Here is a 25,758-nt window from a genome sequence, read left to right as displayed (position 1 = left end):
AATAAATGATCATCCCTACCGTCATTGAAACAACCGGGCGCGGCGAACGCGCTTACGATATCTATTCCAGACTTCTCAAGGAACGTATTATCTTCTTGGGTACGCCGATTAACGACGAAGTGGCAAACAACGTCATGGCTCAGCTGATTTTCCTTGAATACGAGAATCCGGAAAAGGATATCACGCTGTATATAAACAGCCCGGGCGGTTACGTGTCGGCAGGGCTTGCCATTTATGATACCATGCAGCACGTACGCCCGAATATCGCTACGATCTGCATTGGTAGTTGTGCTTCGATGGCTGCCGTGCTCCTTGCTGCAGGTACGAAGGGCAAGCGCTATGCGCTCCCGCATTCCCGCATCATGTTGCACCAGCCGTCGGGTGCCGCTACTGGACAATCTACAGATATTCAGATTACCGCCAAGGAAATTATCCGCACGAAGGATACCCTTACCGAAATTGTCGCTAAGCATACCGGAAAGCCTGTCGACGAAGTCCGCGAAAAGACGGACCGCGACTTTTACATGAGCCCGGAAGAAGCTAAGGCCTTTGGCGTCATCGATGAAATTTTTGTGCCGCGTAAAGAGGGAATTTAATGTACCGTAGTGGCAAGAACCACCCGGCTGTAAGCTGCAGTTTTTGCGGAAAGCCGGCAGAACAAGTCGAAAAGATGATCACCGGTGCCGGTGCGTATATTTGCAGTGATTGCATACGCATGTGCAGCCGCATTCTTGAAGAAGACTTGGCACGTACGAAACAGGAACAGGAAGCGAAGGAAATTTCTTCAAAGCCGCTCCCGCTCCCGACCGAAATCAAGGCGCACTTGGACGATTTTGTCATTGGGCAGGACCGTGCAAAGATGGCGCTCTCTGTGGCGGTTTACAACCATTACAAACGCTTGCGCTACAAGCAGACGCACAAGTCCAAGGACGATGTCGATGTCGAAAAGTCGAACTTGCTCTTGGTCGGCCCGACTGGTTCGGGTAAGACGCTCTTGGCGCAGACGATGGCCCGCTTTTTGGACGTGCCGTTCACGATCGCCGATGCGACGGTCTTGACCGAAGCAGGTTACGTGGGCGAAGACGTCGATAGCATTATCGTGCGCTTGTTGCAGGCTGCCGATTACGATGTGGCGAAGGCTGAACGCGGCATTATCTTTATCGATGAAATCGATAAGATTGCAAGGAAGACCGCTAACCCCTCCATTACACGTGACGTGAGCGGTGAAGGTGTGCAGCAGGGCCTCCTCAAGCTCTTGGAAGGTACGGTTGCATCGGTTCCGCCGAAGGGTGGCCGTAAGCATCCGGAACAGCCGCTTGTGCAGGTGAATACGAGAAACATCCTGTTCATTTGCGGTGGCGCCTTTGAAACCTTGGACAAGATTATTTCCCAGCGTGTGAACCAGGGTGGTATGGGCTTTGGTGCCGATATCCACACTGCAAGCGAAAACAGCTTGAGCGAACTCTTCAAGCAGCTTGAGCCGGAAGACTTGATCAAGTTCGGCCTCATCCCGGAAATTGTCGGACGTTTGCCGATTGCCGTTGCTCTCGAAGAACTCGACGAGACGGCTCTCCTCAACATCTTGACAAAGCCGAAGAATGCGCTTGTGAAGCAGTACAAGAGCTTGTTTGCAATGGACAACATCAAGCTTGAATTTGAAGACGATGCCCTCAAGGAAATTGTCCGCGAAACGATGACCCGTAAGACGGGTGCACGTGGGCTCCGCTCCGTGATGGAACGCGTGCTGCAGCAGGCGATGTTCAAGATGCCAGGCTCTGGCGAAAAGAAGTTCACCGTGACTGTCGAAATGGTGAAGGAAGGCCTCACGCACAACAAGAAAAAGTCTTAGTTGTTGTAGAGGGCTGCGGATTCCTAGACTTTACGACTTCACGAATGTAAATCTTAGCAGTTGCCGAAAAACGGTGACTGCTTTTTTGTTCCCTCACCTTTCAAAATACTATCTTTGTAGTATATGGCTTTTGACTTTAATAAAACGTACCCGTTGCTCCCTCTGAGGGATGCTGTTGTATTTCCGCTGACGACTAGACGCATTTTGGTGGGCCGCGAGATGTCTCTCCGCGCCCTGGAATTTGCTGAGAATCATAACAACGAAATTATCCTGGTTGCACAGAAGAATGTGGAGCAGGAAACGCTTGACAACCCGATGCTCGACCTTTACTCGGTGGGCGTGGTTGCCCGCGTGGCGAATGTGACGCCATTCCCGAATGGCTGTGTGAAGGTCGTGCTGGAAGGCGATTCCATTGTGGATCTCCGCTCAATTGCTTTGCGCGACGGATTTTTGCAGGTGACGGTCTCGCCGAGAGAACATTTTATCAAGGCCGAAGACAAGAGCGAAAAGTTTGAAGATGTGCTGAACATGTTCCGCGAGTACGCCATGCACAGGAATATTGCCGATGGCATGGTCGAAGCGCTCTTTACGATGGATAGCCACATCAACGCGTTTTACGGGATGATCCCGTTCCTCTCAATTTCGCTTTCCGAGAAGCAGGCGCTTTTGGAACTCGAAACGATTGACGCCCTTGCGGAACGTTTGATAAGCCTGATGCAGGTTGCTCAGGAAAACGAGAACGTGATGATTCGCGTTCAGCAGAACGTGCGCCAGAAGATGGCCCAGCAGCAGAAGGAATGGTTTATTTCGGAGCAGATTCGCCAGTTGCAGGATGAACTGGACGGCGAAAATGGCGGTGCTTCGGAACCGGACCAGTTGCTCAAGAAAATCAAGGCCAAGAAGTTTAGCAAGGCGATTGAAGAAAAGCTTGAAGAAGAAATCGGTCGCATGCGCATGATGCAGCCGACCTCCCCGGAATATGCGGTGAGCCGTAATTACGTGGATTGGTTCTTGGCACTTCCGTATGGCGTTTATACCGATACTGTTCTTAACATGAAGAAGGTGAAGGCGGAACTCGATTCCAAACACTTTGGCCTCGACAAGGTCAAGGAACGCATTATGGAATACGTGGCCGTGCTGAAGCTTACCGGTACGGAACGCCGTGCTCCGATCCTTTGCCTTGTGGGTCCTCCGGGCGTTGGTAAGACGACTCTCGTGGAATCTATTGCAACGGCGATGCAGCGTAACTTTGTCCGCATTACGCTTGGTGGCGTGCGTGATGAAGCTGAAATCCGTGGTCACCGCCGCACTTACATTGGTGCGATGCCTGGTCGATTCATTCACGCTTTGCGCCGTGCAAAGTGCATGAACCCGGTCATTTTGCTCGATGAAATCGACAAGATGGCAAGCGATTTTAGAGGCGACCCAGCAAGCGCTATGCTCGAAGTTTTGGATCCGGAACAGAATCATGACTTTACTGACCACTTCATGGAAGTGGGGCTCGACCTCTCCCGTGTGCTCTTTATTGCGACGGCAAACAGCGAAGGTGAAATTCCGGAAGCTCTGCGCGACCGTATGGAAGTGGTGCGCTTGCCGGGCTACTATCCGCATGAAAAGCTGCAGATTGCGGGCAAGTATTTGCTCCCGCGCATCTGTGAACGCACGGGCGTGAAACTTGGCGAACAGGTGAGCTTCAGCGACGAGATGATTAACGCCGTGATGCGCGGCTGGACACGCGAAGCGGGCGTGCGTGAACTTGAACGCGTGCTTGAAAGTGCTGTGCGCCATCGTGCAAAAGACATTGTGATGGGCAAGAAGATTAAGCCGGAAGTGACGGCGAAGGTGCTTCAGGATTACCTCGGCGCTCCGAGATTCTTGGACAACCAGTTGCCGGAACCGGGGCGCCCGGGCGTTGTGACGGGCCTTGCCTGGACAAGTGTCGGTGGCGAAATTTTGCCTATTGAATGCATGCTTTTGAGCGGCAAGGGCCAGCTGATTTTGACGGGTAAGCTTGGCGACGTGATGAAGGAATCCGCACAGATTGCTGTTTCGCTTGTTCGTGAACGCTTGCAGCGCTTTGGCATTGACCCTGCGATTGTGCGTAAGACGGACATCCACATTCACGTGCCGGAAGGTGCCGTGCCGAAGGATGGACCTTCTGCAGGTATCGCGCTTACGCTCTGCCTCTTGAGTGCGTTTACGAAGCAGCCGATTTCACCGGACATTGCGTTTACGGGTGAAGTGAGCCTTACGGGCGCCTGCCTCCCGATTGGTGGCTTGAACGAGAAGGCGCTTGCTGCACTCGCTGCTGGTGTGAAGACGCTTCGCTTGCCTGAAGGCAACAAGAAGGATGTGGCGGAACTTCCGGAACCGGCAAAGAAGGGCCTCAAGATTTACACGCACAAGCACATCGACGAAATCGTGAAGATTTTGTTTAAAGATGTAAAAATTGCAAAAACTGCAGAAAAGGCTACATCTACAAAATCCAAATAAGCTAATTTGAAATAGAAAAATAGGAGGACGCATATGTGTCGTAAAGAACGGTACATTGCTTTTTGGCGTTTGACGGAAAATTTTGTTTTTTTGTGTTTTTTCATAAGCGCCTTTTTCTTGGCCGCATGCGGGGATAGTGATTCCGGTGTGGGGGCTAACGAACAGCAAGCTGAAGAAGAATATGATGACAGCTCTAGTAGTAAGAGTGTGAAGAGTAGTTCGAGTACAAAGAGTGGCTCGATTGCAAAAAGCAGTTCAAGTAAAAAGAGCAGCTCCAGTACAAAAAACAGTTCAAGCTCAAAAAACAGTTCGAGCTCAAAAACTAGCTCAAGTTCAGTAAGTAGCTCCAGTGAAAAATCCTCCAGTGAAGGATCCGAGATAAGCTCGTCCAGTTCTTTTGAACAAAATTTGTCAAGCGATACAGAAACGGATGAGGATTCCTTGTATAAATCCTTGACGTGTTACCGCGGCTTGGATATATCGGATGCGTATCTGACAAAATGCGAAAAGAGCTTTTTTGAAAGTTGCTTACCTCAAAGGGATGTGTATGTTTCCGAAGAAACAGGTGAAAAATTCATGTGTTATAAAACGGGATGGATACCCTATATGGATTCGCTTGAGATCGGATGCGGTAAAGAAGAAAATGGAATAGTTAAGTATATGGGTGGTTCTCTAAGCGGAATCTATGGTTGCAGAAATGGCGATTGGTCTCTATTAGACTTCAATGATAAAGTTTATGGTTTCTGTTGGGATGGCAGACTTGCTGACACAATTGTGACTACTGGTGATTATCGTTATGTGTGTGATGGAACGAAATGGAAAATGTTGAGTGCTAATGAGTACTTGGGAAAAAACTGTTCCGATTTGGAAGTTATTGAGTTGTATGGTCAAAAGGAATACAAATGCCGAAAATCCAGATGGACTGAATTGACATCGTTGGATTCTTTGTATGGGCTTTGCTTAGAAGACAGTTTGGGAGTGATGAAAGTTAAAGATGACTTCTATCATTATATCTGTAAGGACTACGAATGGACGAAGGCGACTACAGAAGAGGTCCTAGGTGAATGTACTGAGGATCGGAACTTTGAAATGCTGGAGGTGTACTCTTATTACTACATCTGCGATAGTGGTGCTTGGCGTTCTCCTAGTGTATTGGAGTCGATCTTTGGTGTATGTAAGCCGGAAAGATCTAAAGAATGGGATACTTATCAAAACGTTTATTACGAGTGCATTGGACCTGAATGGAAATGGACGGAAATTACTCCAGATCGAATCGTTGGCGAATGTATTGAAGAATGGCAGGGAATGACTTTTGGCAAACCCTACTCGTATATTTGTGATAAAGAAACGTGGCGAAAATTCACTGACGTAGAAAAGAAACTGAAGATGCCTTGCATTGAGGAAAATGAAGGGATAAAGAAATCGTACACGCTTAATTCTGATACTAAAACAGAATATTACCAGTGCAAGGATGGCATGTGGACTAAAATCACAGAAGAGAAATATTTGGAAGAATAGGGGGAATTATGAAAAAATGGATTTTGGCAATTATTTGCTTGTTCTATGCTAGTTTTTCTTTTGGACGTCTGGATGGACAACCCGAAGTCACTGTAATCGATAAGAAGTTTTTCTTCAAGCTGACCTCTGTCGATGAATTTATGTGGTATGTCAAGCAGCTGAGCCAGAAGTCAGATGCGATAAACGCCGTGCTCGAAATCGATATCGATTTTGCTGAGGAATTTGATGCGGATAGCTTGAATGATATTTTCCCAAGTGACAGAAAACTTTCAGGTGTATTTGACGGACAAGGCCATACGCTATACAATTATCGTTCGACCGCAGTAGAGGATGCTCCTCTCTTTAGGCTGATTGATACGTCGGGTGTTGTGAAAAACTTGAATATGGTGCATGTTGGCGTGGTGGATTATCGTCCTGGGGGAATTGCTAGCGTAAATAAAGGCTTGATCGAGAATTGTTATGTTGAAGGTTACGTGGATGCGACTCACAATAATGATGTTGTTGGTGGAATTGTCGCGACAAATGCAGAAAAAGGCACGATAAGAAATTCATCGACGGATGTTCGTGCAACGTCTAGATCGTATGGAGCTAATGTAGGTGGCATTGCTGGCTGTAACTGGGGGAAGATTCAGAGATGTTTTGCTAATATCTCTCTTGATGGAGGGAGTCATTCTGCAAAAGTTGGTGGTATTTCCGGCACTAATACTGGTTTAATAGAAATGTGCCATACAGAAGGGATTGTGAGATCGAGCTCTCATTCTACAAAGGCCGGTGGCCTTGTTGGTATCAATTCGGGATATGTGCTTGATAATTACAGTTCGGCTCTTGTGATTATGGAATCGTGGGGGAATTCGGCTGGAGGCATTGCGGCGAGAAATGAAGTCCAAACGAAGTCTTCTGGTGTAATTATGAATAATTATATCATTGCACCCCGTTTGAACGCGTTTGCATTGGTTGATACAAATAAGTCGACTCTTCAAAATAGCTATTACGATGCTACGATATTGAAACCTTACTGGTCGGCAAGAGATGTGTACCCTGCGGTAAATAAAGATTTCGATGGACCTTCTTGGTACTATTCTTTTTCAACCAGCCAAATGCAATCAGATTGGTTTGCGTGGACATTGAATACTCAAAGAGGAAAAGCTGAAAATTCTGGACGGTGGAGCCGCTATGGAGGATATCCGATTTTTGCGGATTCGACGCATCTCCCAATTCAGAGAATTATTTTTGTAGGGGATAAGCTTATCCGTGAACAGTTGAGTTCTTATACCGGGGAAACGACTATTCCAGACAGTGTCGATGTTCCTGAGGGAAAAACCTTCTTAGGATGGTATACCAAGGATGGAGTTCGTGTTACGGCAAATTCTCATTTATTCGAAGGCGATACCGTGTACGCCAAATACGGTGAAGAAACGGATATGAAGTGGCTTGTTTGTTATTATAACAGCGATATGCTCAAGACAAAATTGGGCTGTGATTCTGTAGGAACGGGTGAAGCTGCGGCTTATAAAGGTGAAACTCCGACATTGGAAAAGACGATTGGGTATACGTACACCTTTAAGGGATGGAATTTGCCCGAAAAGATTTTTATGGATCGAATGGCTTATGCGCTCTATGATTCTACGCTAAATGTTTATACGGTAAAAATCTGCAATTCTCCTGATACGGCCAAATGTAACGTGGAACAGGTGAATGCCTTTGATTCGGTGTGGGTGAAATACGGATCGTCGACTTCGTTGTATGTGACCTATGGAGAATGGTATGACCAAAATCAGAATGAAATATCTATGCCTAGAAACCGCTATGTAAAGGTTATATCGGATACAGTGTTATATCAAAAATATGAATTGAGGGAATCCTCGTCTAGTTCCGAGGAGGCTAAGTCGTCGAGCTCTGTTCAAGCAAAATCCTCATCATCGAGTTCTGTAGAGAAAAAGAGTTCTTCGTCTAGCTCTGTAGAAAAAGCGAAGTCGTCTAGCAGTTCTTCGGAGAAGCATAACGCGATAATTTCCTTGACAAGAGCGCATATGGAATTGTCGGTGAATTCTGTTTCAAGAAGCATTCTGGTGACTGGGGCGCCTGTGGGTTCGGCTTATGCAATTTTTGATATGCAGGGCCGCGTGTTGCAAAAAGGACGCGTAGCATCGGAAAACTTCAATATCGCTGTTCCCTGGGTGGGCGGTTATATTGTGCGCGTTGGTAAACAGACTTGGCGGATTGACTTAAAATAAGTTTAATGTTAAACGGCGACTCGTTGAAATGGGTCGCTTTTTTATTGTATGAATAAAATTGTCGAGAATACTGTTCCTTTGGAAAAAGAAAATTTTCTAATTTCTGCATGATAATTAACCTTAAAGTGCCGTAGGCGCGACCTCGTTACTACTATGGAATTTACTCTTGATGAAATGCGCGAGCACCTTGCAGCTCTCGAAGCAAGGATTGATGAAGCCTGCAAGATTGCAGGCCGCAGCCGTGAATCCGTGAAGCTCGTTTGGGTGAGCAAGTTCCACCCGGCAGAAGCTGTGGAAAATGCGATTGCTCTGGGTGCAACGGACTTTGGCGAAAACCGCGTGCAAGAGGCGGAACTCAAGTTCTCTGAACCGCGTACGGCAAAGGACGGAAGCCGCGTGCGTTGCCATGTGATTGGTCCTGTGCAAAGTAACAAACTCAAGAAGGCTGCTCTTGTGGCTGACTGCATCCATTCCATTGCAAGCATCGAAGCGGTGGAAAAGCTCGAAAAGGTCTGTGCGGCAGCTGCAAATGGCCAGGGCAAAGTTCTTGACATTTTGTTCCAGGTAAATGCGGGCGAGGAAGAAACGAAGAGTGGCTTGGACGTTCACGAAGCCGAAGCGTTCCTTGAAGATTTGGAAAAGCGCGCGGGCGCAGCAGCGGACGGCAAAAGCGAAAACTTCCCGCATTTGCGTTTTCGCGGCCTCATGACGATTGGCAAGAACACGGGTGTGGCTGAAGATTCCCGCGAATGCTTTGCGTTCTTGCGTGGGCTGCGCGACAAGTTCCTTGCGAAAGGTGGAGCCTTTGCTGCGTTCGATCAGCTTTCGATGGGCATGACGGGCGATTTGGAAGTCGCCATCGAAGAAGGTTCTACGATGATTCGCGTGGGAACCGCGCTCTTTGGCGAACGCGATTACAGCAAGTAAAGCTCTAGAAGTTGAAAGCGAGAGCAATGCCGCCTTGTTCAGTCGGAACAAGGCTCAAGTTGACTGATTCATTGCCTGCAATTTTGCCGATTTCTTTGTTGTAAATATCAACGGCATCATCTTTTTTGGAGTTGCCGATGTGTTCAACAATTAATGCGGCAACGATGATTATTCCACCACCAAGGACTTTCATTTTATAGCTTTCTGGGGCTTGATAGCCGGAACCTTCTGCAATCCCGTAGCCCAATAGGAATCCGCCACCGAATGCGGCTCCCCACGAAATATATCTCATTGTATTTCCGGTGTTCCATTTGCTGATAGCTTCTGGAACATTGGCGAGTTCTCTTTCAAAAGCATCGCTATCAACATCTTGACCATCAATGGTGTAGTCTGTTGTGAAGATGCCTCTGTCCATGGCGAGTTTGTGTGCTTGGGCCTGTGCAAAGGAAAGTGTGGTGGCGAAGAGGACTAACAAAACTGCAAAAAGTTTTTTCATTTGTAATACCTTGTTTATAGAAATCTGTTTTTAAATAATAAATTAGAATAAATAAAGAATGTTGTTTATTTTTTTATGCTAAAAATAAAGAAAAATCCTGCTTTTGCAGGAATGTTTGAATGAGGTATTTGATTTATTATGTTCTATACTTCGATTTCCATGCCGGTGTGCATTTGTTCAACTTTGTCACCGAGCACATCATGCAAAATCTCGTAGGCGCGTTGCCCGGTGCAATGCCCTGTGTAGATTTTTTGAACATTCAAATCGCGGAGGCGTTCGGCGAATACTTTTACGCGGTCGTCGGGCGTGCGGAATAAATGGAATCCGCCGAGGATGGCGTAAATCTGTTTGCCAGGGAATGTCGCTTCGATTTCCTTGATAATGTTGTCGGCGCCACCGTGGCTACAGCTGTTCATGATGAACAGCCCCTTTGGTGTGTCGAAGACTAGACTTTGTTCGTGGTCGAAACTGTCGGGGCGGTACTTTCCGTTTTCCTTGACGCTCATGTGGGCGCGTTTGCCAATTTCATCGAGGTTCGGAGTCTTGTGACCGACGAGTGTGACTCCCGGAAAAATTTCACAGTCGCCGTTGACGAATACAATGCGGTTGGCGTTCTTTTTGAGTGTTCCTTTGTGAATGCCGATGTATTCTTGATAGGTGAAAAACTTTAAGAACTTGTGCGTATGGTAGCAGTTTTCGCGGGCGGCATCACGCAAGTAGAATTTGGCGTGGTCGTTCTTGTCGAAAAATTCCTGCATGCCGTCGGCGTGATCGTAATGCGCATGGCTCAAGACGCCGGCGTCAATTTTGGAAATGTCTATTCCCATGATGGTGGCGTTCTTCGCGAATTGCGTGGACGCTCCTGTATCGAGCAGAATGCTTTTGCCGTTGAATTCGGTGTAGACGCAAAGTCCCCATTCACCTTTTAATTGCTTTTCGGCACCGCTGATGTTGTCTATAAGGATTTTAATTTTCACCTTTAAATGCCTTGTAGAAATTCAGGAACTGCTCGGGGCTGAGTTCTTCGGCGCGGATGGTTGTCGGCCAATCCAAAAGTTCAATGGTCGCCTGGATTTTCTTCTTGTCGTAATTGCGTCCAAAGGAATTCGCAAGCGTCTTGCGCTTTTGCGTGAATGCGGTACGCACAAAGTCAAAGAATCCGTCGGGCGCCTGGATGGCGTCTTCGCGCGGTGTCAAGAGCATCGTGGCGCTATCGACATTCGGCTTTGGCGTGAAATGTTCCGGCCCGATCTTGCGCAAAATCTGCGTGTTCGCAAATGCAGAAACAAGTACGGAAAGGCTCCCGTAATTGCTGGAGCATGGTTCGGCGCAGATGCGTTCGGCGACTTCGAGCTGCACCATTCCCATAAAGCCTTTGGTCAAGTGCAAGCGCGGCATAAGCCCTGCGATAATTGCTGTACTTACGTTGTATGGTAAGTTGCCTGTAACCCACGGCTTGGCATGCGCATCCAAAAACGCCTGCAAGTCAAACTTCAAAAAGTCAATGTTTACAATGTTGAAGTTCTTGTAGTCCTTGAATTTTTCGTTCAAGACTTCAACGCACTGCTCGTCGATTTCGACAGCAGTAAGTTCTAGCCCGCGGTTGAGCAAGTGCTCCGTGAGAGCGCCGTGACCGGGACCAATCTCAAGGACGAATTCTCCTGCTTCGGCGGGCAAATCGCCTGCGATGGCGGTGGCGGTTTCAACGTCAAGAAAGTTCTGTCCAAATTTGCGGCGGCGTGCTCTATCCATGACGGGGAATATAGAAATTTGAGTTTTTGACAGTAAAGTGTCAAAATCAAAATGTACTTTCTAAGTATGTGTTCATGTTTTACCCTTATCGCTGCTATAATTATCACCGCAATCCTGTTTACGTTTGCGAAGTAGTCGCTGTCTGATTGTTTGTTTACGCAATATATTGCGCAATTTAGTTGACGAATTATACTATTTGTAGTATTTTTACTATAGAATTGGCAATATGTTGCATAATTTGGAGTTTAAACCGATGGGTCAGACGGAAATATCTTCTTTGGGCAAGCAGATTGCCGACAGGCGTAAGGAGCTGAATATATCTCAAGCTGATCTTGCTGAAATGTCGGGAGTCTGTCTGCGTACTGTTAATGGTATTGAGAGCGGGCGCGCAAATCCGAGCGTTAAAGTACTTTTTGAACTTTTGCAAGTTCTTGGACTCGTTATCACTTTGAAGGAACGGGTCGTCCATGAATAGCATTTATTATAAAATTCGAAAGGCTTTTGTTTTCAAGAACGGAAAAATTGCAGGTATTCTTCTTGCTAGTAAAAGGCGGTTCGTCTTTATTTATGATGCGGATTATATCGATAAAGACGGAACCTCTATTGCTATCAATTTGCCGAAATCGAAAAGGATTTTTTATTCTAAATGTTTGTTCCCTTTTTTTAGCGGACTTTTGCCTGAAGGCGAAAATAGAGCAGATATCTGCAAGCGACTAAAGATTAACGTCAATGATGATTTTGCGGTTTTATTGGCACTTTGTAAAAATGAATCTATCGGGGATATTACAGTGCAGGAGGCTCGATAATGCGTTGCCGTAGCTGTCTTAGGGAATGTGAAGATGATTTTTGCCGCACTTGTTCTAGAAAAATTTTTAATAAGGATAAATTTAGTGCGAAACTTGATTTTACACTTCCTGATATTGCTCAAGGTACAGGTAATGTAGTCAAACGCATTTCAATATCTGGAGCGCAGATAAAGTTTTCATTAAGATTTGGTTGGAAAAAATTGGAGCCTACCGATCGTGCTGGAACCTATATTCTCAAGCCTGCTACAAGTATGCGGTTTCGCTTATTTCGTGATATGCCAGCCAATGAACATGTCACTATGCAAATGGCAAAACAGATTTTCAAGATGAATGTGGCTGAGTCGGCATTGATGGAATTTTCTTCTGGAGAATTTGCCTATTTAACAAAACGGTTTGATGTCCGTAAAGACGGTACGAGGATTCATCAAGAGGATTTTGCCCAAGTTGCGGACTTGTGCAGCCAAAATGCGGGTTCAAACTTTAAGTACGAAAGTATTAGTTACGAAGAAATTGCGGGACTTATAAAACAACATGTGAGTGCTTATATTGTTGCTGCCGAAGAATTTTTCAAGATTATTTTGTTTAATTATCTTGTGTGTAACGGCGATGCGCATATCAAGAATTTTTCGATATACTCTCCAAATAAGGAGGGGGTATTTGTATTGACTCCCGCATATGATTTGTTGAATACGTCGTTGCATGCTTCTGATGAAAGAATGGCACTTGATCTTTTTGCAGATGAAGAGGATTACGAAAGCGACTTCTTTAGTGCCAATGGCTTTTATGGTGCTCCGGATTTTATGGAATTTGCAAAACGTATCGGCATTGTCGAGAAAAGGGCTGAGCGGTTTATTCGTGAAATGACCAACCATCTTGATGAAATGAACGAAATGATAGACGCGTCTTTCTTAAGTGAAGAAGCGAAGGCTAAGTATAAGGAATGTATTTACGATAGAGCAAGGGCGTTGGAAATATCTTAAAAACATATTTTTCTATCTTGTCCATTGTAAATCATTTGGCGGTTTTAGAGACTTCTTATTGTCTACTTCCTATCGCCTACTAAACAGAGGTTTAATATGTCCGTTGCGATGCAAGATGTTATGAAACAGTCCGGGGTGGCGTTTGGTACGAGCGGTGCTCGCGGTCTCGTGAGCGCTATGACCGACCGTGTGTGCTATGTGTACGCGCGTTCCTTTATCAAGTACTGCGAAGCGTCTTACAAGTGCGAACGCACGATTGCGATTGCGGGCGACTTGCGTCCGAGTACGGAACGCATCTTGAAGTCGCTCATGCAGGCTGGTGCCGATGCAAACTGGAAGGTGATTTACTGCGGTCGCATCCCGAGCCCCGCGATTGCGATGTACGGCATCGACAAGCATTTGCCGACCATCATGGTGACGGGTAGCCACATTCCGGCTGACCGCAACGGTATCAAGTTTAACCACCCGAATGGCGAAATCACGAAGGCCGACGAACAGGGAATTGTTTCGCAGTCGGTCGATTTCGACGAAGCGCTTTTTGACGACAAGGGCATGCTGAAGGCTGCGCCTGAACTCCCGGCGGTCGAAGCGGAAGCCGAAACGAATTATTGCAAGCGTTACCCGGACTTTTTCGGTAGCGATGCATTGCATGGACTCACGATTGGCGTTTACCAGCATTCCGCTGTGGGCCGCGACATCGTGGTGAAGGTTCTCGAAAGCCTCGGTGCGACAGTCAAGCCGTTTGGCCGTAGCGATGTGTTTGTTCCGGTCGATACCGAAGCTATCCGCAAGGAAGATGAAGAACTCGCTCGTGAATTTACGCACAAGGATTACGTGGATGCCGTGTTCAGCACCGACGGCGATTCTGACCGCCCGCTTTTGGCTGATGATGTGGGCATGTGGCTCCGTGGCGACGTGCTTGGTATTTTGGCCGCACAGTCTCTTGGCATCAAGCGCATTGCAACTCCGGTGAGTTGCAACACTTCGCTTGAAAAGTCCGGTAGCTTTGAAAAGATTTGCCGTACGCGCATTGGTAGCCCGTATGTGATTGCCGGCATGGAAAGCCTGGTCGATGCAAATGACAAGAGCCTCACGGTTGCAGGTTACGAAGCCAATGGCGGTTTCTTGCTCGAGACGGATTTGACGCTCGATGGCCGCACACTCAAGGCCCTCCCGACACGTGACGCCCTCCTCCCGATGATTGCTGTGATGGTAATGGTCCGCAAGGAACGCATGTGCGTTGTGGATTTGCTCCGCAAGTTGCCGAAGCGCTTTACCGTGAGCGACCGCCTCAAGGAATTCCCGACCGAAAAGTCGAAGGCAAAGCTCGCTGAAATCCGCGAAAAGAATCTCGGCGAAAAGCTGTTTGGCGCTCTCGCAGCAAAGCCCTCCAAGTTTGCAAAGGACAAGACGTTCCAGGGCAAGATTGTTTCGTTGAACGAAGTCGATGGCTACCGCATGGAATTCGATTCTGGCGACATCATCCACTTGCGTCCGAGTGGAAACGCTCCGGAATTCCGCTGCTACGTGGAAACCGAAGGCAAGGAACGCAGTGCAGAACTCCTCGCGGACTGCCTCAAGATTATGGAAGGCTGGCGAAATTAGAACTTAGTTGGCAGAGCTTAGAACTTAGGGATATTGCAATATTCTAAGTTCTAAGAGCGCAGCGGTCTAAGTTCTAAGTTCTATTTTTTGTATCTTATTAATCGTATGTTCAAAAAGTTTCTTTCGTTTGCACTGACTGTTGGTTCCCTCGCGTTTGCAGGGGAGTATTGGCATTTGGACCCGGGCGGTGTGACGATGAAGTTCCTTGCGATGCAGGTTTCGCCGCGTGCGGCTGCGCTTTCGGGTGCAGGCGTTGCTGATCCCGGTCGCGTGTCCGAAATTTCGCGCAATCCGCTTGCGATGAGCGTTGCAAATGAGGCGGAATTTGGACTTAGCCAGGTGATTTTTGGCAATGGCGGTGCCGATAACTTCGTTTCGGCATACTATGGCCTCCCACTTGGCGATAAGTACACGCTAGGGCTTGCTGTTGACTTTTTGGGTTACGATAATATTGAAGGTCGTGACGAGAACGGTCTCAAGACTTCGGAATACGGCTCTTATGCCTGGTCGCTTTTGGCGGGTTTCGGTAGCCGTTCCAAGATTTTCAACTGGGCTGCTTCGGCACGTTTTGCGACGCAGACGATTGACGACGAAACTGGATTTCTGTTCTCGGTCGATGCGGGCGGCTCGTTCCGCGTGAATGACTATTTTGCATTCGGTGCAAACTTCACGAATCTTGGCTTTGCAAGCAAGTATGAATCTGGGAAAGAAGCGTCCCCGCTTGCGCTCCAGGCGGGCGTGACGGGATTCATCCCGATTCTTGACCGCTGGATGGTGCATTTGTCTGTAGATGCGTATCGCCGTGCCGATACAAAGGCTCAAGTCTTGATTGGCGGCGAAGTGGTCTACTTCGATATGCTCTCGTTCCGCATGGGCTATGCAATCCGCCCGGATACCGAAGACGCCATTAGTGGCGGTCTCGGCGTGACGTTTGGCATGGTCGTGTTTGATTATGCTTATAGCCCGCGTCCGGCATTCGAAGGCGGCAACCATTACATCGCCGTCGGTGTGAAGTTCTAGGCTCCCGCGCATTCCGCTAAGTTTTTGCACGAGTTCCATTCATGGAGTTCGTGCTTCTTTATTTGATAGCACAGACAGCCTCGGCTGATTTTGAGCGCTTTGGCGGCCCTGCTTTTATTTCCGTCGTTTTCGCTGAGCGCTTTTTGAATAAACGTCCAGTTCGGTGCTGATGCCCGTATGGCTGTTGGCGCTCGGTATGTGTAATTTTCCTTGACATCGTTTATCGTCTGGTGCGAAAATTCTTCGGAGAGGATTTCTTCAAGCGATATTTCGTGCTGCTTTAAGAGCGCATAGCGCTGGAGGACGTTTTTCAATTGGCGGATGTTGCCTGGCCATTTGAACTTGGATAGTTCCTTGATTTCCCAGTCGCGGAGCGGGAACTTTTCGGCGAAAGTCCTTTCCGTGATTTCGTTCCATAGCGTGGTGGCGATTTCGGCGAAGTCGTCTCTTTTGCGGAGCGGCGGAATCACGATAGGGAAGGCGTTCAGCCTGAAGAACAGGTCCTTACGGAAATTTCCGTCATGGACTTCGTTTTGCAAGTCTCGGTTTGTCGCGCAGACAAGCCTGAAGTCGACCGGCTCGTTTTGAGTGGCCCCGAGCGGGAGCACGGAATGTTCCTGCAAGATGCGTAAAAGCTTGCTCTGCATGTCGAATGGCATTTCGCCAATTTCGTCGAGGAATAGCGTGCCGCCGTTTGCCGCCTGCACGATGCCCCGGTGGTCACTTGCGGCCCCGGTGTAAGAACCTTTCTTAGCGCCTTCCAAAAGGCTTTCGGCGAGATTCCTTGCGATGGCGCCGCAGTTGAGGGCGACGAATGGCCCTTCGCTTCGTTTGCTGTGTTCGTGTATAAACTTGGCGGCGATTTCCTTGCCGACTCCCGATTCCCCTTGCAGTAGCACGGGAATGTTCGATTTTGCGGCGATAAGCATCAATTGTTCGTGTTTCTTCATAGACCTTCAAAGATTTACTTGAGGTGGCTCTACTATATAAACACGCTTTTTTTGCCCGTTTGTCCTGTAAATTTTTGTTAATTATTTGAGTGTGCACTATTGTCGCGACTCTCGCCTTTAGCTATATTTGCCCGCGCGGCGGTAAAATGCCGTCGTGAAACACCAAGTGGCTGGCTCGATGGGTAAGCTTGGGCAATATCCCGAACGGGGTATGATCGCGAGGAAAGCGGTCAAGCTTGAAGCTGAGAGGTCAGCGGCCCAAAGGAATAACATGTCTAGAATCGTATGTAAGTTCGGTGGCTCCTCTGTCGCCGACGCAGGTCAGTTCAAAAAAATCAAGGCCATTGTCGAAAGCGACAAGAACCGCAAAGTCATCGTCGTTTCTGCTCCGGGCAAGCGTAACCCGAAAGAAACCAAACTGACCGACCTCCTCTACAGCACCTATGATCTCGCCTCCAAGGGCCTCGATTTCTCCACGCCGTGGAACCTCATCCGCCAGCGTTATGATGAAATCTGCAAGGACCTCGGTCTTGAAGACAAGCTTACCGAAGACCTCGACAGTCTCGAAGACAAGCTCAAGAACCATCCGGAATCCGTGAGCACGGACTTCCTCGTGAGCCGTGGCGAATTCCTCTGCGCACGCCTCATGGCAAAGTATCTCGGTGCAAACTTCGTCGATAGCTACCCGCTCATCACTTTCGATGACAAGTACCGCATCGCTCCGAAGACTTACGAAGAAATTGCAAAGGCTCTCGGCGACGAAAATCAGTTGTACGTCTTGCCGGGCTTCTATGGCTCTAACCTCCGTGGCGAAGTGAAGACTTTCAGCCGTGGTGGTTCCGACATTACTGGCGCTATCCTTGCTAACGGCATTGACGCTGCCAAGTACGAAAACTGGACCGACGTTTCGGGCATGCTCATGGCTGACCCGCGCATCGTCGAAAGCCCGCTCCCGATTGAATACGTGAGCTATCGCGAAATCCGCGAACTTGCTTACTCCGGTGCAAGCGTGCTCCACGATGAATCCATCGCTCCGTGCCGCGCGAAGAAGATTCCTATCAACATCCGCAACACGAACCGCCCGGAAGACGCCGGCACCATCATTGGCCCGACTCCGGAAAATGCAAAGCTCCCGATTACGGGTGTTGCAGGCCGTAAGGGCTTCTCGATGATCTACATCGAAAAGTCCATGATGAACAAGGAAGTTGGCTTTGGCCGTCGCGTGCTCGCCGTTCTCGAAAGCGAAGGACTCTCCTACGAACTCTGCCCGAGCGCAATTGACTCCATGAGCATCGTCGTGGATTCCAAGGCTCTCGACGCCGTTCAGGACGTTGTTCTCGAAGATATCACGCAGCAGATGCGTCCGGACCGTATCAAGATTTTCCCGGGCATCGCTCTTATCGCTACCGTGGGTCACGGCATGACGAACAAGATCGGTGTTGCTGCAAAGCTCTTTACGGCTCTCGCAGAAAACAAGGTGAACGTCCGCATTATCGACCAGGGTTCTTCCCAGATCAACATCATCACTGGTGTTGACGAAGCCGATACTGAAAAGGCTATCAAGGCCATCTACGCCGCCTTCGTGAAATAATTCGCGATTGTCATCCTGAGTGGCGAAGCCACGAAGGAACTAGTCAATTTAAAGACGACTCGGAATAAAATCCGGGCCGTTTTTTGTCTATTAAATTGTATAATTTGATTATATGATTTCTTTTATCCTGAGCCTTGCCGCCCTAATCCTGGGTTACTTTTTCTATGGCCGCTTTGTGGAACGCGTGTTCGGTCCCGATGACCGTGAGACTCCCGCAGTTTCTAAAAAAGACGGGCTGGACTATATCGCACTTCCCGGTTGGAAAGTTTATACGATCCAGTTTCTGAATATTGCTGGCACGGGCCCCATCTTCGGTGGAATCATGGGGGCAAAATTCGGTCCAGTCGCTTATCTCTGGATTGTGCTTGGCTGTATTTTTGCGGGGGCAGTTCACGACTACTTGAACGGAATGTTGTCTATGCGTAACGGCGGTGCGGGAATGCCCGAACTGATTGGCAAGTATCTGGGCGACAAGACGAGGAAGGTCATGTTATTGCTGACCGTGTTTCCTTTGGTCATTGCGGGAACGGTGTTTGTCTATTCTCCAGCGGTAATTTTGCATACGCTGGGCGGTGACGTGATGATGTGGGTGGCTATCATCTTTGTCTATTACGTGATCGCCACGATGACACCCATCGACAAAATTATTGGGAAGGTTTATCCTTTGTTTGCTATTTCGCTCCTGCTTACGGCTGGGGCGTTGATGGTGATGCTCTTTGTCAAGATGCCGCAACTGCCAGAAATTTGGTCGAACCTGCACAATATGGGGGCTAGTGCAAATCCAGGAAAATTTACGGACCATATTTTCCCTGCACTTTTCATTACTATTGCCTGTGGTGCTATTTCTGGTTTTCATGGTACGCAGACGCCGATGATGGCGCGTTGCCTCGCAAGTGAGCGCATGGGCCGTCGTGTGTTCTATGGGGCGATGATTACCGAAGGCGTTGTTGCTCTTGTTTGCGCTACTGTTTCCATGTGGTTTTTCTATGCAGGCCCACCGGGCTACGAACAGATTTCAGGTGCAAAGGATGGTTTCTTTACCTCGGCCCCGATGGTGGTGCATTTGGTGTGTAATGATTGGTTAGGCGTTGTAGGGGCGGTCCTTGCCGTATTGGGTGTGGTCGCGGCTCCCATTAGCAGTGGTGATACGGCATTTCGCTCCGGCCGCCTTATCGTGGCGGATTGGCTGAAAATCGATCAGCGTCCCATCCGCAATCGTCTCTACATTTGCGTACCCATGTTTGCGACGTCTATCGCCATATTGGTGTGGCAAATCAAGGTTCCCGATGGATTCAATACTATTTGGCAATACTTTGGATTTTTTAACCAAACGCTTTCTGTATTTACTCTATGGGCGATTACAGTCTATCTAGTGCAGGAACGGAAGAATTTTTGGGTGTCCCTTATCCCCGCCTTGTTTATGACCACCGTTTGTACGACATACTTCTTCGTTTCGCGCCAGACTCTTCATTTGCCCGACTGCATTGGCTATCCTTTAGGGCTTACTTGTCTTGCTGTGGCCTGCGTGTGGTTTACCGTGTGGTATAGGAAAGTGCGCAGGGGTGGATAGCTAAAAAATCTGGGCCATTTTTTTATTTTTAGAACGAGGTAATTATTTAACGGAATAGGGGAGCTATGAATCTCGCTTTACTCTGGGTTTGCACTATCGTGTTTTTTGTGAACATACTCGGTTTTATTATCAGTATGCTTTTTATGGCTGTGCATTCCGGTGAACTGGCTTCGCTATGGAATGCGCTTACGACATCGTCATTTGAAGATTTGCTTGGAACGGGTGGGCTGATGATTGCGTCGGGGGTTTTCATTCCATTGGTATTAGGAACTTTGGCGGTTGCAGCTCTTTTTGCGTTGGGGATATTTACGCTTGTCAAAAAGAATGTGAAAACCTTAAAAATATTGGCGGTGATGTTCCTTGCCTGGGTTGTGCTAAGTGCTATCGTTATTAATCACACGAATGCGGGAAATGATATAGTTAACTTGATTTTTAACGTGAACGTGGTTGTTGCGATAGCAGCGTTCTTTGTTGCCCCTAGAAAACGTGATGAAATCGGGGCTGTTGTAGATGAAAAGTTTAATTTGGGTTTGCTCCGGCTTTGCGCCATCTGTTTTAGCGTAATCGGGGTGAATAGCTTATCCCATTTTATTTTTATGCAACCACCCGTTTTTCAGCTTGCCTTCTTTGGCGTTGTTGATTTGGCTATCGGTGTATTTGCGCTTGTCAAAAAGAATGTGCCTGTTCTGATGGTGGGGTCTTTAATGGTGCTTGTGAAAATTTTTTGGAGCGTGATGCAAATTATTCACATAGATGGATGGAGCTTTTATATGCTTTCCATCATGCTTATCCATTCCCTTTTAAATGTGATGACTGTGATTAGCGTGGCTGTATTTTTTATTGAACCGGAACGGACTAGATGTTATTTGCAAAAGGCAAAACAAAAGTCTCTTTAATCAGAGACTTTAGTTGTTCACGGGTCGTTACGATGACGGTGGACATGTCTTTGGGTTGTGGCGTCATTTTTTCCATTTGCTGGTGTCCAGTTTGATTTTGCAGAACCATCCATTGTCGGGACATGGGGAAACATCGAGGTATTCAGAAAGATTGCTCAAGTCGGTCACATTGGTGACATTGAGAAAATTTAGATCTAAAACGTTATTCAGGATGATTGTGTTTCCTGAAACTTTATTAATAAGACTAAATTTTCCCTGCATATACAAATTAGTCTTGATATTTTCTTGCAATTCTTTAAGAAGCTGATCAAGATGTTCGCGATTTTTCACAACAATCGTCGGCTTATCATTTGGACCATTTTTTGGATCTTTGATGAATTTATTCGCGAGTGATTCTATCGACATTATTTCGTCACCCGTTATCGGGCCGGCGTGATACTGAAAACGCCCCTCTACAACCTGTCCTTTGCCAGTCACCCACTCGTCATATTTGAAGGGTGAGTGCCATTTTATTTCGAACACCAAGCCGTCTGCCGCCATCTTTTCGTAGACTTTAAAGGGAGGCCTTCCGTACGTATAAAAAGGAAATTTTCCTTTAAACAAGACATCCAAAGTTCGTATGCACGGTCCATCGTTTTCGCCATAAAAAGCTTCTTCGTCCCCGCCATACAAAACATCACTAGGGGTTCCCCAATTATCCGTTCGCCATTGTTCAAGCGCTTTCCCAATCATCTCAGAAACAGGATGTTGATCAGGGGCGATTTTAATGTCGTTAATTCCTTCGATCTCAGGATTATCTTCGGGCTCAGGATTATCTTCAGGGAATCTCATTTCTCTCCAGAACCAAACATTTTGATTTGTTTTATCGGCCCAGTCGCTGTCCGCATCATTCCTTGATGTCTCTGGAATGACCATCGAGAAAGAAAGCAATGTTTCAGGAAAAGTATTTCCGCCTATGCGTTCACCTTCGCCATAGAGCTTCTTGAACTTTTCGATGTTCTCGTCGTCCATCGTGATGATGTTTAAGAATTCAATCCAATTTTCCCTGTCCATGTCTGCTCCGGTTTGCTTTTACTCGTCTTCTGGCTCTCTGCACCAAAAATCGTTTTCGGTGGGTTTTTCGTAGTCAAAACGGATTCTTTGAAAGCCGAGAGTGCTCCCTGAATCGTTCAATATTCCCATCCAAATAGGGTTCCGTCCCTTGAGCTTTATCTTGTACCAGCTTACAATGCAAGGGATCTCGCTTATTGAGTCTTGGGGAGGGACTTCAACACGTTTCGCCCATCCTTTATTGACAAGGTATTCGCCGAAATCAACATAGTCTTCTACGAAATAGCTTGAGCATAAAAATACATGATAGACCAGCTTGACGTTGGGACCTGTTACAGTGACGCTCCATGGTTGCGGCTTCAGGACGGTGTCCAAATCTAAGTTCGTGGGCTTGCCATCTACGCTGAGGTAAACTTCTCCCTTTCTGCCTGTTCCGTATGGTTTCATTGGATCTTTGCTGTAAGGTATTTCTTCGGTGTATTCCGTGTACCACTGGATTTTGGACCATGGCTCGGCTCCGACGCGCATCGAAGGGACACAATAGGATTCACCTTTGTTTTTACATTCGGATTCTGCGATGGTGATTGTTTTTAGGAAGTCGATAAATTCCAGGTGTGCTTCCTTGTATTGCAAAGGCGGTGGTGCTTCTTGGTCGCAGGCGGCAAGAATTAGAGCGAGCGAACAGAGGAGTATCCGCTTGACAGATGCGAATGAATGTGCAAAAGATTGCGTTGCAAAAGACATGCGGTCTCACTGAACTTTTAGGAGAATGGTTCTCTTTATGTATCGTTCGGGGAGGCGAAATTGTAAACGGGAAAGTTTATTTTGGGTGGAGGTTGGTTTTTTAATTATTTTTTGACAAATGTCGCCTTTTAGACGATAATACAAGAGAAAGCCTAAGGAGCATTTTATGGATGAATACGATAGATACCAGTGCAATATCTGCAACTACGTTTACGACCCCGAAAGCGGGGATCCGGAAGCCGGCGAAGATGCTTTGCCGGGGACTTCCTTCCATGAATTGCCCGATTACTGGGTTTGTCCCCACTGCGGAGCGGAAAAAGAAGATTTCGAGAATATCGGCTGAGCTGAAGGAGTGATATGAGCTTACAAAAAGAAAAAATTGTTGCCCGCGATCGCGATCATCTTCGACAGATCGTTTTTGAGTCCATCGAAAAGTACGGACCGAATTGCGACTTGAATTTTATCGATGTATCGCAAGTCACGGATATGTACTGCATTTTCTCCGGACCGAACAGCGTGTTCAATGGCGATATCAGCGGTTGGGACGTGTCGAATGTTGAGTCGATGAACGATATGTTCCACGGTTCCCAATTCAATGGAGACATTAGCGGCTGGAATGTCTCAAAAGTACAAGATATGTCGTATATGTTTCAAAGTTCGGCGTTTAATGGCGACATTGGAAATTGGAACGTGTCAAACGTTGGAAACATGTCATGCATGTTCCTAGATTCTCAATTTAACAGAGACATTAGTCGCTGGGATGTATCGTCCGTTTTCGATATGAGCAACATGTTTGCTCATTCACAGTTTAATGGAGACATTTCGCAGTGGAACGTTTCGAACGTTAAAATGATGATCGAGATGTTTTCATTTTCGCAATTCACGGGAGATATCAGCGGATGGAATTTTTCGAAAGACGTTTGCGTGTTCGACATGTTCTATGGCTCGCTCATGGAGTTGAAGGGGCGGCCTCTCGAATGGTGTAAAAATTTGGAAGAAGAGTGGCAAAAGAACCACCCCCCGGTTTCCGATGATGAGTTGGGCGACGATTTGCCGTTTTAGAGGAAAATGGTAAGTGAAATAGCTGCTTACTGGATAGAGATGTAAATCAATGGCCCCAACCCGAAAGGTCGGGGCGTTTTTCTTTACATTTTCGCCCTTATTGACGATAATATAGAAGAACAAGGAGGTTTATGAACATGCCTGAAAAAATTATTGCGCGCGACCACGACCATTTGGTGCAACTCATCGAAGAAGCTATCGAAAATAAAGGCCCGAAATGCGACTTGAATTTTATCGACGTGTCGCAGGTGACCGACATGAACTGCGTGTTCTGCGATTCTGAATTCAAGGGCGATATTAGTCAATGGGACGTGTCGCACGTTACCGACATGCATGCGATGTTTGCCGCGTCCAAATTCAATGGCGACATCAGCAAATGGAACGTTTCGAACGTGACGGATATGAGCAGCATGTTCTCTCGCTCTAAATTTACGGGCGACATCAGTGGCTGGGACGTGTCGTGTGTCCAAAATATGGGTTGGATGTTCTGCAGATCCAAGTTCAATGGCGACATCGGCAAATGGAACGTGTCGCATGTGACTAGCATGACCAACATGTTCAGCGAATCCAAATTCACGGGCGACATTAGCGGTTGGGATGTGTCGAGCGTGCATGATATGAGTTGGTTGTTTGGCCGCTCCAAATTCAATGGCGATATCAGCAAGTGGAATGTATCGCAGGTGAGCGATATGACTTCGATGTTCATCGAATCTCCGTTCAATGGCGATATTAGTGAATGGGATGTCTCGAATGTGTGCGTGATGTTTGGAACGTTTGCCGAATCCAAGTTCGTAGGCGACATCAGCAAATGGAACGTGTCCAATGTCATTTATATGAACGACATGTTCCGCGGGTCACAATTTAATGGTGACATCAGCGAATGGAATGTTTCGAATGTGCTGGATATGAGCGACATGTTTAAGCGTTCGCAATTTGATGGCGATATCAGCAAATGGAATGTTGATGCCGATTGTTCTTTAAAGGATATTTTCACGGGCTCGGTCTTTAAAAAGTCTGGAAAGGCAAAAGAGTGGCTTCGCTTACGTTATCTTAAGAAAATCGAAAGCTCGAAGGATTCAACCGGGAAAATAATTGCGGGGGATAGGACTCATCTTTGTGATTTGATTGAGGCGATGACGTTTCTGTATGGCAATAAATGCGATTTGAATTGTATTGATGTATCGCAGGTAACGGATTTGGGCAACTTGTTCTATGGCTCTCGTTTCAATGGAGACGTTAGCAAGTGGGATGTGTCGAACGCCACGAATATGTACGGTATGTTCGCTGAATCCAAGTTTAATGGCGATATCAGTAAATGGAACGTCTCGAAAGTTACGGATATGGGCGAGATGTTTTGTGAATCGCAATTTAATGGCGACATTAGCAATTGGGATGTGTCTAATGTCACTTGCATGACACGTCTGTTTGATGGCTCGCTCTTTACCGGTGACATCAGTCGTTGGGATGTGTCGAACGTGGTGAATATGGGCTGGATGTTCTGCGAATCCAAATTCAATGGCGATATCAGCCAGTGGAATGTGTCCAACGTGACTGATATGTGCAGCATGTTCACGCTCTCTTGTTTTACGGGCGACATTAGCAAATGGGATGTATCGAATGTCAAGAATATGAGGTGCATGTTCCAGGAATCTCAATTTAATGGCGATATTGGTTCGTGGAACGTGTCCAAAGTCCGGGATATGCGTTGGATGTTCTATGCCTCACCTTTTGATAGGGACACAAGCGGGTGGAACATTGATGACTTGTGCCTTGTCGAGGGGATTTTTGTGGATTCGGCCTTTGAAAAGAGCGGTGCCGTTAAAGATTGGATGAATGTGTTTAATCTTCGAAGAATTGAACATGCGAAAAATCCTGACGGAAAGATTGTGGCAAACGACAATGCCCATTTAAGGGAATTGATTAAAGTGATGATCGAGTTGAACGGCTTCGACTGCGATTTAAATGTGATTGATGTCTCAAACGTGACGGACATGAGCGCTATCTTCTATAAATCTCAGTTCAATGGCGATATCAGCCAGTGGAATGTGTCGAATGTAACTTGTATGAATCGCATGTTTGCGGGTTCGTCTTTTGACGGCGACATCAGCCATTGGGATGTTTCCAATGTCGTGGAAATGGAAGATATGTTCTATGGTTCCGCTCTGGAAACGTCTGGAAAAATCCCCGCTTGGTATAAAGAATCTTGTTATTAAGG

23 protein-coding genes are annotated in these 25,758 nt (G+C 47.1%); 17 read left to right on the top strand and 6 right to left on the bottom strand.

The features are described from left to right. The first annotated feature begins 5 nt into the window (after positions 1–5). The 6 genes from FSU_RS08830 (at position 6) to FSU_RS08805 (ending at position 9,021) form a co-directional block, all read left to right on the top strand. Positions 6–596 (top strand): ATP-dependent Clp protease proteolytic subunit, encoded by a 591-nt coding sequence (locus tag FSU_RS08830; RefSeq protein WP_014546088.1) that lies wholly within the window; start codon positions 6–8, stop codon positions 594–596. Beyond that, positions 596–1,849 (top strand): ATP-dependent Clp protease ATP-binding subunit ClpX, encoded by a 1,254-nt coding sequence (clpX, locus tag FSU_RS08825; RefSeq protein ID WP_014546087.1) that lies wholly within the window; start codon positions 596–598, stop codon positions 1,847–1,849. The genes FSU_RS08830 and clpX overlap by 1 nt, the downstream gene beginning before the upstream one ends. Before the next feature lie 123 nt (positions 1,850–1,972). After that, positions 1,973–4,342, top strand: coding sequence for an endopeptidase La (lon, locus tag FSU_RS08820; protein WP_014546086.1), 2,370 nt, complete (start codon positions 1,973–1,975; stop codon positions 4,340–4,342). Between the two features lie 33 nt (positions 4,343–4,375). Further along, positions 4,376–5,860: a hypothetical protein gene (locus FSU_RS08815; RefSeq protein WP_014546085.1), complete on the top strand. Its 1,485-nt coding sequence runs from the start codon at positions 4,376–4,378 to the stop codon at positions 5,858–5,860. Between the two features lie 8 nt (positions 5,861–5,868). Further along, positions 5,869–8,094 (top strand): hypothetical protein, encoded by a 2,226-nt coding sequence (locus tag FSU_RS08810; RefSeq protein WP_014546084.1) that lies wholly within the window; start codon positions 5,869–5,871, stop codon positions 8,092–8,094. A gap of 153 nt (positions 8,095–8,247) precedes the next feature. Then, positions 8,248–9,021, top strand: a complete 774-nt coding sequence (locus FSU_RS08805; RefSeq protein ID WP_015732005.1) for a YggS family pyridoxal phosphate-dependent enzyme — start codon at positions 8,248–8,250, stop codon at positions 9,019–9,021. Positions 9,022–9,025: 4 nt separating this feature from the next. On the opposite strand, the gene FSU_RS08800 is transcribed toward FSU_RS08805, so the two are convergent. The 3 genes from FSU_RS08800 to rsmA form a co-directional block, all read right to left on the bottom strand. Next, positions 9,026–9,517: a hypothetical protein gene (locus FSU_RS08800; protein ID WP_014546082.1), complete on the bottom strand. Its 492-nt coding sequence runs from the start codon at positions 9,515–9,517 to the stop codon at positions 9,026–9,028. A 143-nt stretch (positions 9,518–9,660) separates the two neighbouring features. Next, positions 9,661–10,494 (bottom strand): MBL fold metallo-hydrolase, encoded by an 834-nt coding sequence (locus FSU_RS08795; protein ID WP_014546081.1) that lies wholly within the window; start codon positions 10,492–10,494, stop codon positions 9,661–9,663. After that, positions 10,484–11,269 carry a 16S rRNA (adenine(1518)-N(6)/adenine(1519)-N(6))-dimethyltransferase RsmA gene (rsmA, locus tag FSU_RS08790; protein WP_014546080.1) on the bottom strand — a complete coding sequence of 262 codons (786 nt, stop codon included), beginning with the start codon at positions 11,267–11,269 and terminating at the stop codon, positions 10,484–10,486. The genes FSU_RS08795 and rsmA overlap by 11 nt, the downstream gene beginning before the upstream one ends. A 253-nt stretch (positions 11,270–11,522) precedes the next feature. On the opposite strand from rsmA, the gene FSU_RS08785 reads away from it, so the two are divergent. The 5 genes from FSU_RS08785 to FSU_RS08765 all read left to right on the top strand — a co-directional run bounded on the left by FSU_RS08785 (position 11,523) and on the right by FSU_RS08765 (position 15,680). After that, the gene (locus tag FSU_RS08785) at positions 11,523–11,744 is read left to right on the top strand and encodes a helix-turn-helix transcriptional regulator (RefSeq protein ID WP_014546079.1); all 222 of its coding nucleotides are present in this window, start codon (positions 11,523–11,525) and stop codon (positions 11,742–11,744) included. Continuing rightward, complete coding sequence (locus FSU_RS08780) at positions 11,737–12,075, top strand: HipA N-terminal domain-containing protein (protein ID WP_014546078.1); 339 nt, start codon at positions 11,737–11,739, stop codon at positions 12,073–12,075. The genes FSU_RS08785 and FSU_RS08780 overlap by 8 nt, the downstream gene beginning before the upstream one ends. Continuing rightward, positions 12,075–13,055 carry a HipA domain-containing protein gene (locus FSU_RS08775; protein ID WP_014546077.1) on the top strand — a complete coding sequence of 327 codons (981 nt, stop codon included), beginning with the start codon at positions 12,075–12,077 and terminating at the stop codon, positions 13,053–13,055. Before FSU_RS08780 ends, FSU_RS08775 begins: the two co-directional genes overlap by 1 nt. A gap of 96 nt (positions 13,056–13,151) precedes the next feature. Beyond that, the gene (locus FSU_RS08770) at positions 13,152–14,660 is read left to right on the top strand and encodes a phosphomannomutase (RefSeq protein WP_014546076.1); all 1,509 of its coding nucleotides are present in this window, start codon (positions 13,152–13,154) and stop codon (positions 14,658–14,660) included. Positions 14,661–14,765: 105 nt separating this feature from the next. Further along, entirely contained in the window at positions 14,766–15,680 is a 915-nt protein-coding gene (locus tag FSU_RS08765; protein WP_014546075.1) for a PorV/PorQ family protein, read from the top strand. Here the strand turns inward: FSU_RS08765 and FSU_RS08760 are convergent. Beyond that, complete coding sequence (locus FSU_RS08760; protein ID WP_014546074.1) at positions 15,677–16,630, bottom strand: sigma 54-interacting transcriptional regulator; 954 nt, start codon at positions 16,628–16,630, stop codon at positions 15,677–15,679. The two genes, FSU_RS08765 and FSU_RS08760, sit on opposite strands and share 4 nt — an antisense overlap. A 271-nt stretch (positions 16,631–16,901) precedes the next feature. Between FSU_RS08760 and FSU_RS08755 the strand changes: the two genes are divergently transcribed. The 3 genes from FSU_RS08755 (at position 16,902) to FSU_RS08745 (ending at position 20,687) form a co-directional block, all read left to right on the top strand. After that, complete coding sequence (locus FSU_RS08755; protein WP_014546073.1) at positions 16,902–18,221, top strand: aspartate kinase; 1,320 nt, start codon at positions 16,902–16,904, stop codon at positions 18,219–18,221. A gap of 112 nt (positions 18,222–18,333) precedes the next feature. Beyond that, on the top strand, positions 18,334–19,791 hold the full coding sequence (locus FSU_RS08750; RefSeq protein ID WP_014546072.1) for a carbon starvation CstA family protein: 1,458 nt from the start codon (positions 18,334–18,336) through the stop codon (positions 19,789–19,791). A gap of 65 nt (positions 19,792–19,856) precedes the next feature. Then, on the top strand, positions 19,857–20,687 hold the full coding sequence (locus FSU_RS08745) for a hypothetical protein (RefSeq protein ID WP_014546071.1): 831 nt from the start codon (positions 19,857–19,859) through the stop codon (positions 20,685–20,687). Between the two features lie 63 nt (positions 20,688–20,750). Here the strand turns inward: FSU_RS08745 and FSU_RS15895 are convergent, their stop codons facing one another. Then, positions 20,751–21,740 (bottom strand): hypothetical protein, encoded by a 990-nt coding sequence (locus FSU_RS15895; protein WP_015732004.1) that lies wholly within the window; start codon positions 21,738–21,740, stop codon positions 20,751–20,753. 18 nt (positions 21,741–21,758) lie between these two features. Further along, entirely contained in the window at positions 21,759–22,481 is a 723-nt protein-coding gene (locus FSU_RS08735) for a hypothetical protein (protein ID WP_015732003.1), read from the bottom strand. Positions 22,482–22,647: 166 nt separating this feature from the next. Between FSU_RS08735 and FSU_RS08730 the strand changes: the two genes are divergently transcribed. The 3 genes from FSU_RS08730 (at position 22,648) to FSU_RS16565 (ending at position 25,756) form a co-directional block, all read left to right on the top strand. Then, positions 22,648–22,824 carry a rubredoxin gene (locus FSU_RS08730; RefSeq protein ID WP_014546068.1) on the top strand — a complete coding sequence of 59 codons (177 nt, stop codon included), beginning with the start codon at positions 22,648–22,650 and terminating at the stop codon, positions 22,822–22,824. Positions 22,825–22,838: 14 nt separating this feature from the next. After that, positions 22,839–23,543, top strand: coding sequence for a BspA family leucine-rich repeat surface protein (locus tag FSU_RS08725; RefSeq protein WP_014546067.1), 705 nt, complete (start codon positions 22,839–22,841; stop codon positions 23,541–23,543). Positions 23,544–23,680: 137 nt separating this feature from the next. After that, positions 23,681–25,756: a BspA family leucine-rich repeat surface protein gene (locus tag FSU_RS16565; RefSeq protein ID WP_015732002.1), complete on the top strand. Its 2,076-nt coding sequence runs from the start codon at positions 23,681–23,683 to the stop codon at positions 25,754–25,756. The last annotated feature ends 2 nt before the right edge of the window (positions 25,757–25,758 follow it).

The sequence above is a fragment of the Fibrobacter succinogenes subsp. succinogenes S85 genome (assembly GCF_000146505.1).
GTDB lineage: Bacteria > Fibrobacterota > Fibrobacteria > Fibrobacterales > Fibrobacteraceae > Fibrobacter > Fibrobacter succinogenes.
Note: the sequence above shows the minus strand (reverse complement) of the source record. Positions and strands in the feature narration are given on the sequence as shown.

Coding starts and splice junctions, on each gene's coding strand:
- FSU_RS08775 (WP_014546077.1), top strand. CDS start 12,075: ATGCGTTGCCGTAGCTGTCTTAGGGAATGTGAAGATGATTTTTGCCGC.
- lon (WP_014546086.1), top strand. CDS start 1,973: ATGGCTTTTGACTTTAATAAAACGTACCCGTTGCTCCCTCTGAGGGAT.
- FSU_RS08800 (WP_014546082.1), bottom strand. CDS start 9,517: ATGAAAAAACTTTTTGCAGTTTTGTTAGTCCTCTTCGCCACCACACTT.
- FSU_RS08750 (WP_014546072.1), top strand. CDS start 18,334: ATGATTTCTTTTATCCTGAGCCTTGCCGCCCTAATCCTGGGTTACTTT.
- FSU_RS08815 (WP_014546085.1), top strand. CDS start 4,376: ATGTGTCGTAAAGAACGGTACATTGCTTTTTGGCGTTTGACGGAAAAT.
- FSU_RS08785 (WP_014546079.1), top strand. CDS start 11,523: ATGGGTCAGACGGAAATATCTTCTTTGGGCAAGCAGATTGCCGACAGG.
- FSU_RS08805 (WP_015732005.1), top strand. CDS start 8,248: ATGGAATTTACTCTTGATGAAATGCGCGAGCACCTTGCAGCTCTCGAA.
- FSU_RS08765 (WP_014546075.1), top strand. CDS start 14,766: ATGTTCAAAAAGTTTCTTTCGTTTGCACTGACTGTTGGTTCCCTCGCG.
- FSU_RS08780 (WP_014546078.1), top strand. CDS start 11,737: ATGAATAGCATTTATTATAAAATTCGAAAGGCTTTTGTTTTCAAGAAC.
- FSU_RS08810 (WP_014546084.1), top strand. CDS start 5,869: ATGAAAAAATGGATTTTGGCAATTATTTGCTTGTTCTATGCTAGTTTT.
- clpX (WP_014546087.1), top strand. CDS start 596: ATGTACCGTAGTGGCAAGAACCACCCGGCTGTAAGCTGCAGTTTTTGC.
- FSU_RS08830 (WP_014546088.1), top strand. CDS start 6: ATGATCATCCCTACCGTCATTGAAACAACCGGGCGCGGCGAACGCGCT.
- FSU_RS08770 (WP_014546076.1), top strand. CDS start 13,152: ATGTCCGTTGCGATGCAAGATGTTATGAAACAGTCCGGGGTGGCGTTT.
- FSU_RS15895 (WP_015732004.1), bottom strand. CDS start 21,740: ATGGACAGGGAAAATTGGATTGAATTCTTAAACATCATCACGATGGAC.
- FSU_RS08745 (WP_014546071.1), top strand. CDS start 19,857: ATGAATCTCGCTTTACTCTGGGTTTGCACTATCGTGTTTTTTGTGAAC.
- FSU_RS08725 (WP_014546067.1), top strand. CDS start 22,839: ATGAGCTTACAAAAAGAAAAAATTGTTGCCCGCGATCGCGATCATCTT.
- rsmA (WP_014546080.1), bottom strand. CDS start 11,269: ATGGATAGAGCACGCCGCCGCAAATTTGGACAGAACTTTCTTGACGTT.
- FSU_RS16565 (WP_015732002.1), top strand. CDS start 23,681: ATGCCTGAAAAAATTATTGCGCGCGACCACGACCATTTGGTGCAACTC.
- FSU_RS08730 (WP_014546068.1), top strand. CDS start 22,648: ATGGATGAATACGATAGATACCAGTGCAATATCTGCAACTACGTTTAC.
- FSU_RS08735 (WP_015732003.1), bottom strand. CDS start 22,481: ATGTCTTTTGCAACGCAATCTTTTGCACATTCATTCGCATCTGTCAAG.
- FSU_RS08760 (WP_014546074.1), bottom strand. CDS start 16,630: ATGAAGAAACACGAACAATTGATGCTTATCGCCGCAAAATCGAACATT.
- FSU_RS08755 (WP_014546073.1), top strand. CDS start 16,902: ATGTCTAGAATCGTATGTAAGTTCGGTGGCTCCTCTGTCGCCGACGCA.